Origin of the sequence: Achromobacter sp. SIMBA_011 (genome assembly GCF_046535435.1) — a bacterium.
GTDB classification, from domain to species: domain Bacteria; phylum Pseudomonadota; class Gammaproteobacteria; order Burkholderiales; family Burkholderiaceae_B; genus Achromobacter; species Achromobacter dolens.
Window position 1 is genome coordinate 1 of the sequence record NZ_JAWRWN010000003.1, and the last position, 20009, is coordinate 20009.

The 20009-nt window shown below is 68.1% G+C and carries 12 protein-coding genes; 5 read left to right on the forward strand and 7 right to left on the reverse strand.

All coding sequences use genetic code 11. The features are described from left to right. The 5 genes from SB816_RS13150 to SB816_RS13170 form a co-directional block, all read right to left on the reverse strand. Positions 1-8690 (reverse strand): autotransporter-associated beta strand repeat-containing protein (locus SB816_RS13150; RefSeq protein ID WP_410547131.1); only part of this gene is annotated, 8690 nt, incomplete at its 3' end. Positions 8691-9070: 380 nt separating this feature from the next. Then, positions 9071-9571, reverse strand: coding sequence for a Dps family protein (locus tag SB816_RS13155; RefSeq protein WP_006386428.1), 501 nt, complete (start codon positions 9569-9571; stop codon positions 9071-9073). Between the two features lie 120 nt (positions 9572-9691). Further along, on the reverse strand, positions 9692-10642 hold the full coding sequence (locus tag SB816_RS13160) for a LysR substrate-binding domain-containing protein (protein ID WP_054502614.1): 951 nt from the start codon (positions 10640-10642) through the stop codon (positions 9692-9694). An 81-nt stretch (positions 10643-10723) separates the two neighbouring features. Continuing rightward, on the reverse strand, positions 10724-12814 hold the full coding sequence (gene recG / locus SB816_RS13165; protein ID WP_144655032.1) for an ATP-dependent DNA helicase RecG: 2091 nt from the start codon (positions 12812-12814) through the stop codon (positions 10724-10726). A gap of 40 nt (positions 12815-12854) precedes the next feature. Further along, the gene (locus SB816_RS13170) at positions 12855-13241 is read right to left on the reverse strand and encodes a Rid family detoxifying hydrolase (RefSeq protein WP_054502616.1); all 387 of its coding nucleotides are present in this window, start codon (positions 13239-13241) and stop codon (positions 12855-12857) included. Positions 13242-13425: 184 nt separating this feature from the next. Between SB816_RS13170 and SB816_RS13175 the strand changes: the two genes are divergently transcribed. Both SB816_RS13175 and SB816_RS13180 read left to right on the forward strand, forming a co-directional pair. Next, on the forward strand, positions 13426-13899 hold the full coding sequence (locus SB816_RS13175; protein WP_116791208.1) for a YbjN domain-containing protein: 474 nt from the start codon (positions 13426-13428) through the stop codon (positions 13897-13899). Positions 13900-14035: 136 nt separating this feature from the next. Further along, positions 14036-15262 (forward strand): hypothetical protein, encoded by a 1227-nt coding sequence (locus tag SB816_RS13180; RefSeq protein ID WP_410547132.1) that lies wholly within the window; start codon positions 14036-14038, stop codon positions 15260-15262. A gap of 37 nt (positions 15263-15299) precedes the next feature. Here SB816_RS13180 and SB816_RS13185 read toward each other — a convergent pair whose 3' ends face one another. Then, entirely contained in the window at positions 15300-16214 is a 915-nt protein-coding gene (locus tag SB816_RS13185) for a LysR family transcriptional regulator (RefSeq protein WP_054502619.1), read from the reverse strand. A 91-nt stretch (positions 16215-16305) separates the two neighbouring features. Here SB816_RS13185 and SB816_RS13190 point away from each other — a divergent pair, with 91 nt between their 5' ends. From SB816_RS13190 to SB816_RS13200, 3 genes are read left to right on the forward strand one after another with little or no spacing between them, the layout of a single operon-like run. After that, the gene (locus tag SB816_RS13190; protein WP_054502620.1) at positions 16306-17664 is read left to right on the forward strand and encodes an acyclic terpene utilization AtuA family protein; all 1359 of its coding nucleotides are present in this window, start codon (positions 16306-16308) and stop codon (positions 17662-17664) included. After that, positions 17661-18044 carry a hypothetical protein gene (locus SB816_RS13195; protein ID WP_410547133.1) on the forward strand — a complete coding sequence of 128 codons (384 nt, stop codon included), beginning with the start codon at positions 17661-17663 and terminating at the stop codon, positions 18042-18044. The genes SB816_RS13190 and SB816_RS13195 overlap by 4 nt, the downstream gene beginning before the upstream one ends. A gap of 54 nt (positions 18045-18098) precedes the next feature. Further along, positions 18099-19076, forward strand: coding sequence for a Bug family tripartite tricarboxylate transporter substrate binding protein (locus SB816_RS13200; RefSeq protein WP_064522970.1), 978 nt, complete (start codon positions 18099-18101; stop codon positions 19074-19076). Between the two features lie 106 nt (positions 19077-19182). Here SB816_RS13200 and SB816_RS13205 read toward each other — a convergent pair whose 3' ends face one another. Beyond that, positions 19183-19959 carry a ferredoxin--NADP reductase gene (locus tag SB816_RS13205; protein ID WP_026383518.1) on the reverse strand — a complete coding sequence of 259 codons (777 nt, stop codon included), beginning with the start codon at positions 19957-19959 and terminating at the stop codon, positions 19183-19185. Positions 19960-20009: the final 50 nt, after the last annotated feature.

Here is a 20009-nt window from a genome sequence, read left to right on the forward strand (position 1 = left end):
ACCGGCGGCGCATCAACGGACGGAACCTCCGGCTTGTCGGCAGGCGGGACCTCCGGCTTGTCAGCGGGCGGCACCGACGGCGTCTCAGCAGGCGGAGCCTCCGGCTTGTCAGTGGGCGGTACCACTGGCGCATCAACGGGCGGAACCTCCGGCTTGTCGGCAGGCGGCACCGACGGCGCCTCAACGGGCGGAACCTCCGGCTTGTCAGTCGGCGGTACCACGGGCGCATCAACGGGCGGAACCTCCGGCTTGTCGGTAGGCGGCACCGGCGGCGTCTCAACGGGCGGAGCCTCCGGCTTGTCAGTCGGCGGTACCACTGGCGCATCAACGGACGGGACCTCCGGCTTGTCAGCGGGCGGCACCGACGGCGTCTCAGCGGGCGGAACCTCCGGCTTGTCAGTCGGCGGCACCGGCGGCGCATCAACGGACGGGACCTCCGGCTTGTCAGTGGGCGGCACCGACGGCGTCTCAGCGGGCGGAGCCTCCGGTTTGTCAGTCGGCGGCACCACTGGCGCATCAACGGACGGGACCTCCGGCTTGTCAGTGGGCGGCACCGACGGCGTCTCAGCGGGCGGAGCCTCCGGTTTGTCAGTCGGCGGCACCACTGGCGCATCAACGGACGGGACCTCCGGCTTGTCAGCAGGCGGCACCGGCGGCGCATCAACGGACGGAACCTCCGGCTTGTCAGCGGGCGGCACCGACGGCGTCTCAACGGGCGGAGCCTCCGGCTTGTCAGTCGGCGGCACCACCGGCCCATCAACAGGCGGAACCTCCGGCTTGTCAGCAGGCGGAACCGACGGCTTCTCCGCAGGCGGCACCACTGGCGCATCGACAGGCGGGACTGCCGGCTCGTCGACGGGCGGCGCCTCAGGCTCGTCGGCAGGCGGCTCGCTTGGTTTTTCCGGCGGCGCGATGAAACTCGTCAGATACCAGTTGTTCTCGTTCTTCCCCGAAGCCGAGCCCTTTTGCAGATGGTAGTCATAGGCGCCGGCGGCGATGCGGCCTCTTTGTACGAAGGCGTCCGCCGTGGAAGTCCCGGTCCGAATAAGTTCGATCCCCTCGATCGTCTGCGCGCCGGCCCCTCCCTCGTTGGTCACCACGACATAAGTCGTGCCGCTCGCAGCGCCACTGATCCGCAGTTGGTCCGTCTTGCTGGCGTCGCCGCCGAGCACCGTGCCGAAAGACACGGTGCCACCGTCTCCGACCCAGTCTCCGTCCTGTACGTAGACTTGGCCGGCGCAGTCGGCGCAAGTGTTCAGCATCAGCATGCCGCCGTGGCGCATGTTTCCGACCACCTGGATGCCGCCCCCGGCCGCGGGTGCGCCCTGGTCGTTGAACAGGATGATGCCGCGGTTGTCCAACTGGCGAATCGCCTGGTAGCCGGGTCCCCCCAGGTTGAGGGTGGCGCCAGGCGCCACGGTCAGACCGGAGGACTGCGCGAATGCGTTCGCCACGCCGATCTTGAGCGTGCCCGCCTCGATACGGGTCTCGCCCTTATGGGTCGAGCCGTAGCGCAAAGTGAGGGTGTTGTTGCCGCGCTTGATCACGTCACCCGTGCCTGAGATCGCATTCGAGAAGGTCACCGCATCGCTGCGATCAAAGGCCAGGACGGCGTTGTTCACGATGGCGCCTCCCACCGACCCGCTCACCCTTCCGTCGCCAAGCTGCAGAACGCCTGCATTGATGACGGTGTTACCGGTATACGTGTTATCGCCGGACAGGATCAGGGTGCCGGCGCCATTCTTTTGAACCCCCACGCCGCCCCCCTTGATCACGCCCGCGTACTGCGACGCATCGCTGCGGTCAAACACCATGCTGCCCAGGCCCGCGAAAGTGACATCGCTGGCCAGGGAGCCGCTTGTACCGCCATCACCGATGCGCAGCGTGCCGCCTTCCACGGTGGTCAGTCCGGTGTAGGTGTTATCGCCCGCCAGCGTCAGGACATTGGGCCCCTTCTTCGTGACAACCCCCGCGCCCGAGATCACACCCGCGTAGGTTGCCGCGTTGGCACGATTGAAAACCAACGTGCCCCGGTTGGCGATATCGCCTGTGATCGAGCCGGTGTTGCCGCCCGCGCCCAAAGCCAGCGTGCCGGCGGCGATCGTGGTGTCGCCGCTGTAGATGTGATCGCCGGTCAGCGTCAGCATGCCGGCCCCTTGTTTGGTCAGGCTGGCGCCGTCCCAATGCGCGGACGGTTTCACATCCATCAACGATACGTCCACGGTATCCTGCTCGCCGGCGGCCAGGGTGAAGGTGCCATGCTCCAGCCCGTTGTCGGCCAGCCAGCTCAGGCCGTAACTGGCCAGGTAGCGTTTTTGGTCCTCGGATTTTCGGGTGACCACCGTCAGATAGTCGACCTTCTTCTGGAATCCGTCCGACCTGACGCGTGCAAAGTCGCCTTCGATGCCATCCGCCGCGCTGAACAGCACCTTGGTCTGGTTGGGCTTGTGCACGAAGCCGGACAGATCGAGCGAGACGTTATCGCCGATACGCACCTTGGAGGCCGTCAGATTGCCGAACGGCGCGCCGCTTTTCAGCGGGTCCAACATGGACAGCGTCGCCCCATTTTCGAGAACCACGGCGCCGGACAAGGCGACGGTCGCGGGCGCGTGCACCGACAACGTGGCGCCATCGGCCACATCGATCCCGCCGGCGAGCGTACTGACGGCCGCCGTGCCATTGCCGAACCGCAAAGTGCCAGCCCGGATCGCCGTATCGCCACTGTAGCTATTGCCGCCACCAAGCACCTGCACGCCGGCGCCGGTCTGGATCACCGTGCCCGTGCCCGAAATATCGCCCGTGTTTAGCGCTTCGCTGCCGTGGTCGAACACCAGCGCGCCATTGTTGACGATGTTTCCGCGCACCGAACCGCCGACGCCGCCGTCGCCAAGCTGCAGCGCGCCCGCGTTGATGACGGTGCCGCCGGTATAGGTATTGTCTCCCGACAGGACGAGCGTGCCGGCGCCGTTCTTTGCGACGCCGACAGCGCCGGAGACGACGCCCCCATACCGCGAGGCATCGCTGCGGTCGAACACCAGCGAGCCTGAGGCATTCTGGAAGGCGATGTCGCCCGCCAGGGCGCCGCTCGCGCCGCCGTCGCCCACCCGCAACGAGCCGGCTTCGATGGTGGTGCGGCCGGTGTAGGTGTTATCACCGGTCAAGGTCAGGGTGTTGGTGCCTTTCTTGGTGACCGTTCCAGCGCCTGAAATCTCGCCCGAATAGGTCACGGCATCGCCGCGATTGAAGACCAGCGCGCCCTGGTTGACGACATCGCCGGTCACCGAGCCCGTGGCCCCGCCAGCGCCCAGCGCCAGCGTCCCGGCCGCGATCGTGGTGGCGCCGGTGTAGGTGTTGTCGCCGGTCAGGACCAGCGTCCCCCCTCCCTGCTTGGTCAGGCTGCTGCCGTCCCAACCCGTGGCGGTATTGGCGTCGGCGTTCGTGAGCGCGTCTTCAATGGTCTGCGCAAGTCCGGTGGCGATGGTGAACAGGCCGTCCGCCTGGCCATTGCCAAGCAGCCAGGTCAGGTCATAGTCCGCCAGGTACTGCTTGCCGTCGTCGGATTTGCGGGTGGTCAGCGTCAGGTAATCGACCGGCCTTTCGAATCCGTCCGTGGCGACACGCGAGAACTCTCCCTCGATGGCCTCGTCGGCGCTGAACAACAGCACGTCGCGCTGGATCTTGTGGGCGATGCCGGACAGCGCCAAGGTGACATCGTCGCCGATCGACACCTTGCTGGCCGCCAGGCCGGGGCCGGACGCGATGCCCTTCATGGCATCCTGCAGGGCCAGCGTGGACCCTTGCCGCAAGGCCACCTGGTCCGAAACACGCACGCTGGCCGGCACCTGGATCGCGAGACTGGCACCGTCAGCCACGGCCACCCGGCCACCCAGCGTGTTGGCGGCGATTGCGCCACCGGCGAATTTCAAGGTGCCGGCATTGATGGCGGTCGAGCCGCCATAGGTATTGCTTGCGCCCAGCGTCAGGGTGTTGGCGCCCTGCTTGATGAGCGCGCCACTGCCGGAAATCCTGCCCGCGTACGTGACCGCATTGCCGCGGTCAAAGATCAGCGTGGCGTTGTTGACGATATTGCCCGCAACCGAACCGCCCGCGCCGCCATCGCCCAACTGCAGCACGCCGGCGTTGATGAAGGTGTCTCCGGTATAGGTGTTCGCCGCCGTCAGCAACAGGCGGCCGCCGCCGTCCTGGGTGACGCTGCCGCCACCTGAAACCACGCCCGTGTATTGCACATCGTCGCTGCGGTCGAAAACCAGCGCGCCGCTGTTGGAAATGTTCCCCACCACCGAGCCCGCGGTGCCGCCCTTGCCGATGCGTAGCGTGCCACCGTAGATCGATGTGCCGCCGGTATAGCTGTTCTCACCGGTCAGCGTCAGCGTACCGCCGCCCCCGCCGTAGAGATTGCCCTGTGCAACACTCCCTGCCCCGGAAATCACCCCACCGTATTCCAACGCATCGGAGCGCTGAAAGCCCACCGAGCCGGATTGAATGTGGATGTCTCCAGCCAGGGAACCGGTCGTGCCACGGTTGCCGATATAGAGCCTTCCGTTGTCGAGGGTAGTAAGACCGCTGTAGGAATTTTCGCCGACAAATGTCACATCGCTACTTGTGAGCTTGACGCCGCCGGAGCCGGAAATCACGTCGTTGTAAAGACCACTGACGGCGCGGAATTCCAGTGTGCCGTGGTCGATGATGTCCCCGGCCAGCATCGCCAGCGTGTATCCTGCATATCCGGAAGAGCCAACCTTCAGCGTGCCGCCCTCGATCGTGGTGACGCCGGCATAGCCTCGGCCATCGGCCCAGAGCGACAAGGTATTGGTCCCTTTCTTGGTGATCGTGCCCGCCCCTGCGATGGTGCCCATGAAAACCGCGACATCATCGCTATGGTCGAAGACCAGCGCGGCGCCATCCTCGATGGACATGTTTCCCGTGACGACGCCCGCCGTGCCGCCGTCGCCGATGCGCAGCGTGCCCGCGCGCACCACGGTGCCGCCCCGGTAGCTGTTCTCGCCAGTCAGGGTCAGCGTCCCGAGCCCCTGCTTGGTCAGGCTGGCGCCGTTCCAGCGCTTGTCCGGATCGGTACTGGCCGCCACATCCTTGAGCGCCTCACTGACCGTGTCGTCGGTATCGACCGTGAAGGTGCCATGCGACATGGAGGGGTGCGCATACCAGCTCAAGCCGTACCCGGCCACGAAGCTGCCGCCCGATTTCCTGACGGTCAGCTTGCGATAGTCCACCTCGGGCACGTACGCCTCGCCCAACACAACATGGGCAAAGTCGCCCCCGATGCCGCCAGCCGAGCGGAACAATTCGACGTCGGCGGCAGGCCTGTCGACGAAGTTGGGCAGATGCAGGGTGGCGTCGGCGCCGATGTTCAGCGTGCCCATCGTCAGCCCCGGCGAAGACGAGGTTGTTTGCATCGTGTCGCGCAGCAGCAGCGTCGAGCCCGCCCCGATCATCACGTTGCCGCCGACCCGTAGCGTCGCCGACGGGTCCCTGGCCAATGTCGCGCCCGGCGCGACCGTGAGCCCGCCGCTCAACACATTGAGGGACGTGTCGGCGCCGGGCGCCCCGAATTGCAGGGTGCCGGCATCGACGCGGGTATCGCCGGAATAGATATTGGTGCCGGTCAGGATCAGCGTCCCGGCGCCGGCCTGCGTCAGGCTGCCCGTGCCGGACAGCCTGCCGCCATAGGTCAGGCTGTCGCCGCGGTTGAAGACGAGCGCGGCATTGTTGGCGACATTGGCTTGCAGGGAGCCGGTGGCGCCGCCATCGCCAATCCGCAGCGTGCCGGCATTGATGGTGGTGCGCCCGGTGTAAAGGTGGTCGCCGGTCAGCGTCATCGTGCCGGCGCCGTTCTTGGCCACCGAACCCGAGCCCGAAATCTGCCCGGCGTACGCGGCCGCCTCGGCGCCATGATCGAACACCAGCAAGCCCTCGTTGACGATGTCCCCCTGCACGCTGCCGGTGGCGCGGCCCTTGCCCAACTGCAACGTGCCTTCCAGGACGCGCGTGCCCGCGTCGTAAAGATTGTCGGCGCTGAGAACCAAGGTGCCGCCGCCGGCCTTGGTCAGGCGCCGGCCATCCCAGTCGGGATTGACCTGCGCCGTGTTGTTCGAGAGCGCGCCCGTCACCTCGAAGGTCTTGCCATCGGCCACGTGGAACGTGCCGCTGGCCGCCGCATCCAACCCGTCCCAGCGCAAGGAGTACTGCATGTTGCGCCCGTCGGTGTTGAGGTAGCCGTACTCCGGAGCGGCCGAGCCGTCCACCAGCACCTCGCCGGCGCGCCATGCCCCCGTAATGCCACCGGTGGTGGTGATCAGCCGCACCGCGTGCTGATCCCACCCCGTCAGGCCGGCGGATACCGTGGCGCCCTCATCGAACGAAACCGCGCGCGCGCTCAGGCTGCTGCCCGGCTCGAAGGCCAAGGCGCCGGCCCCCAGCGCGGCGTCGCCGCTGAACGTCAATCCCTTGCCGGCCAGGGTAAGGCGGGTATGCGCGGCCGCCGTCAACGTGCCGCTCACCAGGGAATCGACATTGCTGACAATGCGCAAGGCAGTGAGATGATCCGCATCCGCGCCCGCGGACAGTTTCACGCCGCCGGCCATCCTGGCCCCGCGTTCGAGCGTCAGGGTATTGGCGCCGCCAGTCAGGACCAGCGCGCCATCGCCCGCATCGATGCTGCCGCGATTGGTGTTGGTGAGGGTCAGGTCGCTGCCGCGCAGGTCGGCGCCCCCCGTCTGGATGACGCCGCGATTCGTGAGCGTCGCGCCGGCGGCGAGCGTCTGCGAATGACCGTCCAGGTTCCACTCCGCGTCCGCCCACACCGACAGCGCCGTGCTGTAGGCCATGGCGTCCGCCACCGCGGTGTAGAGCGTGCCGGCGGTGATGGCGGTGGCGCCGGTGTAGGTGTTCTGGTTGCTCAATGTCAGGACGCCGGTGCCGGCCTGCGTCACCGTGCCCGCGCCTGAAATCACGCCCGCGTAGGTCGCCGCGTCGCTACGGTCAAAGACCAGCTCGCCCTGATTGACGATGTTTCCGGCCACGGCGCCCGTCGCGCCGTTGTTGCCCACGCGCAGGGTGCCCGCCTCCACCACGGTATCGCCGCTGTAGGTGTTGTCGCCGCTCAGGATCAGCGTGCCCGGCCCCTGCTTGGTCAGGCTGTTGCCGTCCCAGTCATCGGTGGCCTGCACCTTGCTCAACGCCGCGCCCACGGTAAACGCCTCGTCGTCACCGATCAGGAACGTGCCATGCGCCTTGGGCGGCGTGTCGAACCAGGCCAGCCGCCAGCTCCCCAGGAAGTGCTCCCCGTCGTCGGACTTGCGGGTACGCAGGGTCAGATAGTCCGAGATCCATTGGGTCGGGTCGGCGGCGTCGTGCACCGCTTTTTTCCCGCCGATGGCGACATGGGCGAAATCGCCTTCGATCTTTCCGCCCGTCGCGCTGAACAGCAACGCGTCCGTCGCGCTGCCCTGCCCGACCCCGGACAGGTTGAAGCCGACATCCGTACCGATGCTGACGGTTCTGGCCTGCATGCTTGCCGGCGATTCACCCGACGGCGCGCTCGCTGACGTGATCGACAACATCGCGCCATCGCCCAACCTGACGCTGCCGTCCACTGTCATCGGATTGCCGGCGAATCCGGCATCGGCGCCCGCGCCGACGATGACGTCGCCCTTTACCCGGGCCGAGCTGCCGCCGCGGTTGAGGATCGACAAGCGCGGCGCGCCCAGCGTCTTGTCGTCATGCGACAGCACGATATTGCCGTCGATGCTCGAGCCCGCTTCGAGCGTGAGGGAATTCACGCCCCCCGTCAGGGAGATGGCGGCGCCGTCCCGGCCTGACTTAGCGATTCCCGTGCCAGCCCCGCCCGCGCCCTTTTCGATATCTCCGCTATTGATGATGGTGAGGTTGCTGCCGCTGATAGCGGCGCCGCCATCCCCGCCAACGACGCCATACGCAGGAATATGAGCACTTCCGCCCGCGCCCCCACCTCCGCCCAATATCTGGGCGCCGCCAGCGTTGATGATCCGCAGGCCGTCACCCTGGATTCCATTCCCGCCCAAGCCGCCTGGAGCCGCGGAATAATAGGGTTGCCCCCAGTTGTAATAGTCCCCCATCCCTGAAGAACCCGAACCGCCCTGAATGACCAGACGGTTCGTGATGTTCATGCGGCTTCCACTGATTGCGCTCCCCGCCGAGGCAGCGGCGGTCACGCTCCATTGTGACCGAGCACTATCACCGCCGGAGCCGCCCAGAAGAATGCCCGCATTGGAAACGCTGAACCCCGCCCCCCGAATCGCGCTGCCTCCTGTCGTATACACCCCGCTCCCCTTGCCCCCCGTGACCACCGTGCGTCCATCGACGGACACCCGGTTCGCCTCGACATCGGCCCCGTCAGGGCTGCTGATCACATAGGCGGAGCTGCCCGTCGCGCCCAGCCCGTCAACCTCTTCCAGCGAATACGGATCCTCCTGGGCGGGCAGGCTGACGGTCTGCACGCCGGTCGCGGCGATCGCGGTGGAAAAGGAGCCAGAGACCATCAGGCCGGCGCAGAGCGCCGCGGTCGTCCGGTTCAGGCGAAACGGAACACGTGGCGCGGACGTCGCGCCGGCGGAATCTTTCTTCAAGGCCGCGCATGTCGCGAACGGCTCGGGCCAATGGGATATGGTCATGGTTGCCTACACAGGCGTCGAGCGTCATCGACGACGCTCGACGCACCTCCTCCGGAAATGAACGAACATGCGCATTGCCTGAGGGCAGACGCGATGAAAATTCTAGGTAGGCAAACAGGAGGAAAACCGGAGGCGGGCAGCAGTCACTTATACGTCGGCGGACCAGCCCGACATATCATCGATCCGGTATAGCGCGCTGCCGCCCCCGCAAAAATGCGGGACAGCCGCAAAGCGGACATTGCGCCGTTGCGTGGCCGCAGCCATCAATCGGCGCGCCATCCGCCCCGTGGCCCGGCCTTGTCCGCACGCAAAAAAAACCGGCGCCACGAGGCGCCGGCTTGGGGTGTCGCAGGCGCCCGCGGCGGGCGCCATCTCCATGCTTACTGCAGCAGGCTGCGCAGCATCCAGGCGTTCTTTTCGTGCACGTCCAGGCGCTGGGTCAGCAGGTCGGCGGTCGGCTGGTCGTTGGCGGCGTCGGCCTTCTCGAAGGCGGCGCGGGCGGTCTTGGCGACCGACTCATTGGCGTTGACCAGCAGGCGCACCATTTCCAGCGCTTCGGGCACGGATTCCGGCTCGGCGATGGACGACAGCTTGGCGTACTCGCGATACGTGCCCGGCGCGTAGTGGCCCAGGGCGCGGATGCGTTCGGCGATGCTGTCCAGCGCGTTCCACGACTCGGTGTACTGGGTCATGAACATCAGGTGCAGCGTGTTGAACATGGGCCCCGTGACGTTCCAGTGGAAGTTGTGCGTCATCAGGTACAAGGTGTACGAGTCGGCCAGCAGCTTGGACAGCTCGCCGGCGACGGCGGCGCGGTCCTTGTCCGAAATGCCGATGTTGATGCGCGGAACGCTGGGGGTCTTCTTGGAGGACTTTGCCATTGCTAGCTCCCTGTGGGGTTGGTAGACAAAACGAGGATAACACCGCGATTGCGACAATCCGGCGCTGCCGCCGGCCGCCGCCATGCGGCTTGATCGAGCGCAAATCCGCTCGTATTTTCTTCAGTCCTGCACGGCCGCGGCTTCGTCCGACAGCATCCGCACGCCAGGCAGTTCGCATTCGTACACCGCCTGGGCCAGCGCCTCGATCGCCGCCAGCCGCGGGAAGCTGCGGCGCCAGGCCAGCACCACGCGACGCTCGGGCACGTGGCCCTCGAACGGCAGGTAGCGCAGCAGACTGTTGGCCGGCGGCTGCTCCGGGACAGCAGTCACCGGCAGCACCGTCACGCCGATCCCGGCCGCGACCATGTGGCGGATGGTCTCCAGCGAAGATCCCTCGAAGGTGCGCTGGATGCCGTCGCTGGCGGCCGAGAAGCGCGACAGCTCCGGACACACCTCCAGCACCTGGTCGCGGAAACAGTGGCCGCTGCCAAGCAGCAGCATGGTCTGCTGCTTCAGGTCCTGCGCGTCGATCGACTCGCGCTGCGCCAGCTCGTGGTCCTGCGGCACCGCCACCACGAACGGCTCGTCGTACAGCGGCTGCATCACCAGCCCCGCTTCGGGCAGCGGCAGCGCCATGATGGCGCAATCGATCTCGCCCTGACGCAGCAGCTCCACCAGGCGCACGGTGAAGTTCTCCTGCAGCAGCAGCGGCATCTGCGGCGTGCGGCCGATCTGCACTGGCACCAGGCGCGGCAGCAGGTACGGGCCGATGGTGTGGATCACGCCGACCCGCAACGGACCGGCCAGCGGGTCGTGGCCCTGGCGCGCGATCTCCTTGATGCTGGCGCTCTCTTCCAGCACCTTCTGGGCCTGGGCGACGATGCGCTGGCCGATGGGCGTCACGCCCACTTCGGCCCCGCCCCGCTCGAACAGCGTCACGCCCAGCTCGTCCTCGAGCTTGCGGATCGCCACCGACAGCGTGGGCTGGCTGACGAAACAGGCCTCGGCCGCCCGGCCGAAATGGCGCTCGCGCGCCACCGCCACGATGTATTTCAGTTCGGTGAGAGTCATGGTGGACTACGCCCCCGGGAGTTGAGCGCGCGCCCGGCGGGCCGCGCTGGAAAATGAAAAGGTCATCGGAATGCTCGTCCGCTAGGTGCGCAGGAAGTCTTCCCTGCCCCGCATCCAGCGGGCCAGGTGCGCCTCGACGGCGGCGGGATGTTCGGCGCGCAGCCACACCGCGGCGTCGCGCGCCTGCTCGGCGATCTCGGCGTCGGTTTCCAGATCGGCGAAACGCAGCAACGCCATGCCGGACTGGCGCGTGCCCAGGAATTCGCCCGGACCGCGCAGCTCCAGGTCGCGGCGCGCAATCTCGAAGCCATCCGAGGTTTCGAACATGGCGCGCAGGCGCTCGCGCGCCACCTGCGACAACGGCGTCTGGTAGATCAGGACGCAGACGGACTCGGCGGTGCCGCGCCCCACCCGGCCGCGCAGTTGGTGCAGTTGCGCCAGCCCGAAGCGCTCGGCGTGTTCGATGACCATCATCGAGGCATTGGGCACGTCCACCCCGACCTCGATCACGGTGGTCGCCACCAGCAGGTCGATCTCGCCCTCTCGGAAGGCCTGCATCACGGCGGCCTTCTCGGCCTGCGGCAGGCGGCCGTGCACCAGGCCGATGCGCAGGTCCGGCAGGTCGGCGCGCATGCCCTCGTAGGTGTCGACGGCGGTCTGCAACTCGAGGGCTTCGCTTTCCTCGACCAGCGGACAGACCCAATAGGCCTGCCGGCCGCCGCGCGCGGCCTGGGCGATATGGGCGATGACCTCCTCGCGGCGCGCGTCCGACACCAGCTTGGTCAGCACCGGCGTACGCCCCGGCGGTAGTTCGTCGATCACCGACACGTCCAGGTCGGCGAAGAAGGTCATGGCCAGCGTGCGAGGAATCGGCGTGGCGCTCATGTTGAGCTGGTGCGGCACGATGCGGCCGCGCACCGTCTCGCCCTTGCGCGTCAGCGCCAGGCGCTGGCCGACGCCGAAGCGGTGCTGCTCGTCGACGATCGACAGCCCCAGCCGGTGGAACTCGACGTGGTCCTGGATCAGGGCCTGGGTGCCCACCACCAGTTGCACGCTGCCGTCGGCCGCCGCGGCGGCGGCCTCGCGCCGCGCCTTGGCCGTCAGGCTGCCGCTGAGCCACGCAACGTTCACGCCCAGCGGCTGCAGCCACGACACCAGCTTGCGGAAATGCTGCTCGGCCAGGATTTCGGTGGGCGCCATCAGCGCCACCTGCGCGCCGCCAGCAATGGCCTGGGCCGCGGCGATCGCGGCGACCACGGTCTTGCCGCTGCCGACATCGCCCTGCAGCAGGCGATGCATCGGATACGGCCGCGCCAGGTCCGCCGAAATCTCGGCCACCACGCGCTGCTGCGCCCCGGTCAGCTTGAAGGGAAGCGCCTGGTACAGCCGGTCCACCAGGCCGCCCGGCTCGTCGCGCGCCGGCAGCGCCTCGGCTTCCTTGACGCGCCGCGCGGCGCGCGCCGCGGCCAGCGACAACTGCTGAGCCAGCAACTCATCGAACTTGATGCGGCGCCAGGCGGGATGCACGCGCTCCAGCAGGGCCGCCTCGGACTCGCCCTGCGCCGGCGTGTGCAACGCGCGGATCGCCGGCTCGAACGGCGCCAGGTCGTAACGCGCCAGCGCCTGCGGCGGCAGCGTATCGGACAGGTCGGCGCGGTCCAGCGCCTGCGCGATGGCGCGCCGCAGCGTCAACTGCGGCAGGCCCTCGGTGGTGGGATAGACGGGCGTCAGCGCGGTGGGCAGCGGCGCGTCGGCGTTGGTCAGGCGCGGATGCACCATCTCGCGCCCGAACAGACCGCCACGGACCTCGCCGCGCGCGCGCAGCCGCCTGCCGACCGTGACCTGCTTCTGCTGGCTGGGGTAGAAATTCAGCCAGCGCAACTGCAATTCGCCGCTGTCATCGGCCAGCGTCGCGGTCAGTTGGCGCCGCGGCCGGTACAGCACTTCGGATTTGGTGATCTCGCCTTCGACCTGGCCGGCGAAGCCCGGCCGCAACTGGCTGATCGGGATGACCCGGGTTTCGTCCTCGTAGCGCAGCGGCAGGTGCAGCACGAAGTCCTCGGGCAGCACCAGACCCAGGTTACGCAGCTTGCGCTCCGTATCCGTCATGGCTTTGCCGGCGCCTTTGGAATCGGCGCCGGATCGCTTGGAAGCCACTGCCGCGGCCGGCATATGGGAGGAAACCCCGGGGGAAAACGCGCGTGGGCGGGCGTTACAGGACCAGGACGGCCTCGACCTCGAACTGCGCGCCCTTGGGCAGGCTGGCCACGCCGACCGTCGAACGGGCCGGGAACGGCTGCGGAATGAGTTCGGCCATGATGGCGTTGGCGGCGGTGAACTTGCCCAGGTCGGTCAGGAACAGCGTCAGCTTGACCACATTGTCCAGCGTGCCGCCGGCCGCTTCGACCACGGCCGTCATGTTGGCGAAGGCCTGGCGCACCTGCGCATCGAAATTCTCGGAGACCAGGTCGCCGGTGCCGGGCTCGAGGCCGATCTGGCCCGAAAGGTAGACGGTCTTGGTGCCAGTGACGGCAACCGCTTGCGAGTAAGGGCCAACGGCGGCGGGCGCGGCGTCGGTATGGATGATTTGCTTGCTCATGGGCGGAATCCTTCTGGTGACGGATAGCTACAACTATCGGATTTTAATCGGCAATAGGGTTTTGCGAAAGGCTCTATGCCAGGGAACCCCCGAACCGTCCATGTTACCCACACTTCGGGACGGAAAAACGCAATGCGGACCGCCCCGGCATCGCCCACCGGCATTCCCACCCAAGGAAAACATCATGGCCCAGGACTATCGCGTCACCCTCAAGGATTGGATTCGCCAGGCCACCGGCGCGCAAGACTCGGACGAATTCGAACAGACCGGCATCACGGTCTTGAGCATATCCCCGTTCCCGGAAGCCATCATCCTGGCCCACCCGCCCGAGAACAGCGAGGTGTTCATCCTGGCGGTCCAGGTCGACGCCCTGGATGCCGACGTCCACCCGACCCTGCTGCGCAACGTCCTGCAACTCAATTGCGACCCGGATCTGCTGCCGGGCGCCTTCGCGCTGGAGCCGCAGGAACAGGTCGTGCTGTACCGCTGGGTCGTGGACCTGCCGGACATGGACGAAACCAGTTTCCAGAACGTCCTGGGCAATTTCGCCGTGCTGGCGGGCAAGGCGCTCGATGCCTATCGCGACGCCCTGCCCGTGGCCACCGCCGCCGCCAGCGCGGAGCCGTTCGGCCAGGCGCCCGGCGTCCTGCGCGCCTGACCCCGGGAGACCCGCCATGCAAAGCATTTCCCGACTCCTGACCAGCCAAACCCCCAAAATCGCGGACTCCGCCAGACGTGTGGTCACCAACCGCACCCAGAGACAAATCGTCTCGTCGTTCATGCGGCGCCAGACCTTGAGTAACCGCTCCCGGCCGGTGGGCACCCACATCCAGATGCGGCGCTACAGCTCGTCATCCATTCCGCCGGGGGGTACCGGACGCACCGGAGGCACCGGGGGCACCCGTGGCACTCGTGGCACTGGCGGCACGGGCACCACCACGGGCGGCATCCAGCGTTCACGCGGCCATTCGACCGCCGGCACCCAGGGCCACCGCACGCCGCCCAGTCCCGCCACGCCATCCTCGCAAGGCCCCGGCCTGCTGCGCATCGCGGTCGACGCCCTCGTCAACGCGGTCTCGGCCCTGTTCGGGCAGACCGGCACGGCCTCGCCGCCCTTGCCGACCGTCGCCCCCGAGCGCGCCAAAGAGGTCTACGCCTATCTAGGCGACCACAGCTTCAAACGCCCCTCGGCGCAACCCTTCCAGGGCGATGCCCAGGCGGCGGTCCGCTTCCACCAGCAACGCGCCAGCGAGACCGCGACCAGCCTCGGCGTGCCCAAGAGCGTGGCCGACCAGATGCCGCCGGAGGCGGATCTGGCCATGTGGATGTACCAGCAGGCGCAGACCGATGGCGGCAGCGTGGACGACAACCACGTGCCGCCCCCGTTCAACGGTCGCGATTTCAACCAGGCGCTACGCGGCGACGCGCCGCTCAGGACGGGAGAATCCCGCCCCCCGCGCGACACCCACGATGCCCGCGATATATCCCGCGAGAAACTGATCGCCGGGCTGGAACTGCGGGTGCTGACGCCCCCCACGCCGTCGGGCGAGCCCAAGGTGTATGCCCGCACCCTGGCCACCAACGACCACAACACCGAGTTGCTCAGGCGCCTGAACGCGGGCGAAGCGGTCACCGATGCCGGCGTCATCTCGGTCACCACCAAGCTGGACGCCGCGTCCCCCGCCATGTACCTGGTCTCCGTCGACAACGCCTTCGTCGACCCGCATGGTCCGGACGCCAATGACCTGGCGCGCGCGGAAGCCGAGCACATGGCGGTCGGGCAGGTACTGGTCAAGATCGGCGAGCACAATGGCGTGCCGATCGTGGCGGCCCACGCGGACATGGCGGTCCATGCCAATGCGCTGGCCGACATCGCCCGTCACTTCACCTTCCAGGAAGGCACGCTGGAAACCGCCGTCCAGACCCAGGCCCGCACCGAACGCGCCGACGCCGCCCGCACGCGCATCGCCGAACATCCCGACGAACTGCTGGCGCTGGCTCGCGGCAAGCTGACGGCCTAGCGCCGCTTGCCCCGCCTGGCGCCCTGCCCGCCCGGCGTCAACGGCGGTCCGCCAGGGGCGGGCCGCCGATCTCCGCCCGGCTCGCCCACAGCAGGTCGTACAGCGCCTGCGCCGCCAGCGGCAGGCTGCGGCCCTGGCGCCACACCAGATACAGCGGCCGCAGCAGCGCCTTGCCCGCCAGCGGCACGATGCGCAGGTCCGTGCCGCCGAAGTGGAACAGCGTCATCGCCGGCACCACCGCCACGCCCAGGCCGGCGCGCACCAGCCCGGTGACCGTGGCCAGGTGCTCGACCTCGAACACCGGCGGCGGCGCGTCGGCGCCGAAGGCGGCGTCCAGATGCTTGCGCACGCTGCTGTTGCGCGCCAACTGGATCACCGCATGACGCGCCACGTCGCGCAGGCGCACCCGCGCCTGCGCAGCCAGCGGATGATCGGCGCGGCACACCAGGAAATAGCGATCGGCGTGCAGGAACTCGCTGTCCAGGTCGCTCATGTCCGGGCGTCGCGACGCCACCGCGAAGTCCACCTGGCCGTCGCGCACCATGTCCAGGCACGGGTCGAGCAAGGCATCGCGCAGGTCCACCGCGATGCCCGGATGCTGCTCGCGGAACCTCGCCAGCAGCGGCGGCAGCCAACCCGCCGCCAGCGACGGCAGCGCGGCCAGCGCCACCCGGCCGCGACGGCGGGCGGCGTGATCGCGCAGGTCTTCCATCACCAGGTCCATATCGGCCAGCAGGCGGCGCGCCGACGCGTCCAGCACGCGCCCTTCGGCCGTCAGCTCCACATTGCGGGTGTTGCGGTCGAACAGCCGCAGGCCGGCGCTGTCTTCCAGTTGCCGGATCAACGCGCTGAAGGCCGGCTGCGTCAGATGGCAGCGCTGGGCGGCGCGGGTGAAGTGCCTTTCTTCGGCCAGGGCCACGAAAGCGCGCAATTGCCGGGCGGATAGATTCATGGCTTTTTTGGATTAATTGATCCGATATTTCTATTTTACGGATGATCGGACGCTGCCTATAGTGGGCTCCGGCTTCCCTCACGCGACTTTTATGCCTTCCTCTCCCCTGCTCATCGGTTGCGCCTCCGGCTTCTCCGGCGATCGCAGCGACGGCGCCGCCGCCGTGGTGCGTACGCTGGCTGCCCGGGGCGGCGGCACGCTGATCTTCGAAACGCTGGCCGAGCGCACCCTGGCGCTGGCGCAACTGGCGCGCAATGCCGACCCGCGCCGCGGCTACGAGCCGCTGCTGGACGAACTGGTGGCGCCGGTGCTGGCCGACTGCCTGCGCCACGGCATCGCCATCGTCAGCAACTTTGGCGCCGCCAACCCGGTGGGCGCGGCGCGCCGCATTGCCGAACTGGCGGCGCAGCAGGGCCTGCCGGCGCCGCGCATCGCCGTGATCCATGGCGACGCGCTGGACACACCGGCACAGCGCGACCTGTTGCGGCAACGCCTGGGCGCGGCACTGGACGGGGTCGAGGTGGTCAGCGCCACCGCGTACCTGGGCGCCAGCGAGATCGCGCAGGCGCTGGCCGCCGGCGCGCAGATCGTGGTCGCCGGCCGCGTCGCCGATCCGTCGCTGACGCTGGGCCCGGCGCTGGCCCATTTCGGCTGGGACGCGCAAGACTGGCCGCGCCTGGGCCGCGCCACCATGGCCGGCCACATGCTCGAATGCGGCCTGCAGGTCACCGGCGGCTATTTCTGCGTGCCCGGCCTGAAGGAAGTGCCGGACGTGCATGCCGCCGGCTTTCCCATCGCCGAGATCGACGCCGACGGCGAGTTCGTCATCGGCAAGGCCGCCGACACCGGCGGCGCGGTGAACGCCCGCACGGTCAAGGAACAGTTGCTGTACGAAGTGCACGACCCGGCCCGCTACCTGACGCCCGACGTGACCGCCGACCTCAGCCAGGCGCGGGTCGAGGAACTGGGCCCCGACCGCGTCGCCGTGCGTGGCATCACCGGCCACGCGCGCCCCGCGGAACTGAAGGTCAACGTCTGCCACCACGGCGGCTGGCTGGCCGAGGCCGAGATTTCCTACGCCGGCGTGCAGGCCGAGGCGCGCGCCCGGCTCGCCGCCGACATCGTGCGCCAACGCATCGGCTCGGCGCTGCGCCTGCGCGCCGACCTCATCGGCGCCATCAGCATCCTGGACAACGACGCCGGCGCCTTGCGGCAGGGCCAGGCGGCCGGACATGCCCGCGATGTGCGCCTGCGGATCGCCGGCGAGCACACCGATCGCGCCATCGCCGAACGCGTGCTGCGCGAAGTCACCGCGCTCTATACCTGCGGCCCGGCGGGCGGCGGCGGCGTGCGCACGGCGCTGCGCCCGCGCCTGAACATGGTGTCCTGCACCATCCCCCGCGATGCCGTGCCCAGCGGCTGGCGCTTCCTGGACGAGATCCCGCAATGAACACCCCGTCGATGACCGTCCCCCTGTACCGCCTGGCGCACAGCCGCTCCGGCGACAAAGGCGACACCTCCAACCTCAGCCTGATCGCCTGGGACCCCGAATGCTATGAAGTGCTGGCCGCGCAGGTCACCGAAGCGCACGTGGCCGCCTGGTTCGCCTATCGCCAGCCGGCCCGCGTCACCCGCTACCTGCTGCCGACCCTGCACGCCATGAACTTCGTGCTCGAAGGCGTGCTGGACGGCGGGGTCAACGACGCGCTCAACCTGGACGCGCACGGCAAGAGCCTGTCTTTCCGCCTGCTGGACATGACGGTGCCGGTCAGCGCGGCGCTGGCCGCCCGCCTGCCCGACATTCCGGAGGACCGTCCCGCCCCCGCCTGACCCCGCCGCACCGCCACGACAACAACACACACAACACACGACAGGAGACACATCATGCGCTTTACCCTCAAGGGCCGGCTGGCCCTGCTGCTGGCCGCCATGCCGCTGACCGCCCTGGCCCAGGGCGCCGCCGCCAACGGCTTTCCGACCAAGCCCATCACCTTCATCGTGCCGTTCGCCGCCGGCAGCGCCACCGACCAGATCGGCCGCGCCATCGGCCAGGGCGTCACCGAACAGACCGGCCAGGCCGTGGTGATCGAGAACAAGCCCGGCGCCAGCGCCATGATCGGCGCCGCCGCCGCGGCCCGCGCCGCGCCCGACGGCTACACCGTGCTCATCACCACCAACACCACCCACGCCGCCAACGAGCACCTGTACAAGACGCTGACCTACCAGCCGGTCAAGGACTACGCGCCGATCTCGCTGCTCGGCAAGGGCGGCCAGATCATGGTGGTCAACCCCAATTCGACCGCCAAGTCGGTCGGCGACTTCCTGGCGCAGGCGCGCCAGTCGCCCGGCAAGCTGAGCTTCGGCAGCGGCAGCTCCAGCAGCCGCATCGCCGGGGAACTGCTGCAGCAGATGGCCGGCGTTCAGTTGCTGCACGTGCCCTACAAGAGCAACCCGCTGGCCGTCACCGACCTGCTCGGCGGCCAGATCGACATGATGATCACCGACACCGCCACCGGGCTCCCCCAGGTCAAGTCGGGCAAGCTGCGGGCCCTGGGCGTGACCGGCCAGGCACGCTCGCCGCTGGCGCCGGACGTGCCCACCATCGCCGAATCCGGCGTGCCGGGCTACGAGATGGGCTACTGGTTCGCGGCCTATGCGCCGGCCGGCACCCCGCCCGACGTCGTCAAGCGCCTGAACGAACTGCTGGTCAAGGCCACGCAGAGCGCGCCGGCCAAGCAGTTCTACGCCCAGACAGGCACCGACCCGGCCAGCTCCACGCCGGACGAGCTGGCGCAGTTCCAGCAGGCCGAGTCGAAGAAGTGGGGCGACATCATCAAGAAGGCCGGCATCCAGCCGGAATGACCGTCCCGGGCGGCTGCGCGCCGCCCTGCTGGCGCCTATCCCGCAGAAACAAAAAGCCCCGTCGCAGATGCGACGGGGCTTTTTGCTGGAGCGGATGAAGCGCGACTTATTTGTCGACGAAGGCGCGCTCGACCACGTAGTCGCCCGGCTGGCCCACGCCCGGCGACACCACGAAACCACGCTTGTCCAGCATGGCGCTGATGTCGGCCAGCATGTGCGGGCTGCCGCAGATCATGGCGCGATCGGTTTCGGGGTTGATCTGGGGAATGCCGATGTCTTCGCACAGCTTGCCGCTTTCCATCAGCTCGGTGATGCGGCCCTGGTTGCGGAACGGCTCGCGCGTGACGGTCGGGTAATAGACCAGCTTTTCGCGCACCACGTCGCCGAAGAACTCGTTGTTGGGCAGTTCGTTCTCGATGAAGTCGGCGTAGGCCAGCTCGCTGACCCAGCGCACGCCATGCACCAGAATGACCTTGTCGAAGCGTTCGTAGACGTCCGGATCCTTGATGATGCTCATGAAGGGCGCCAGGCCCGTGCCGGTGCCGAACAGGAACAGGTGCTTGCCCGGCTTGAGGTCGTCGACCACCAGCGTGCCGACCGGCTTGCGGCTCACCAGGATGGTGTCGCCTTCCTTCAGATGCTGCAGGCGCGAGGTCAGCGGACCGTTCTGCACCTTGATGCTGAGGAATTCGAGGTTCTCTTCGTAATTGGCGCTGGCGATGCTGTACGCCCGCAGCAGCGGCTTGCCTTCGACTTCCAGGCCGATCATGACGAAGTGGCCGTTGTGGAACCGCAGGGCCGCGTCACGCGTGGTGGTGAAGGAGAACAGGGTGTCGTTCCAGTGGTGCACGCTCAGCACGCGCTCGGTATTGAAAGCAGCCATGTCGTATCTAGTAAGGGCGGGACCAGGAGCCGACGGGAAACCGCGACGGC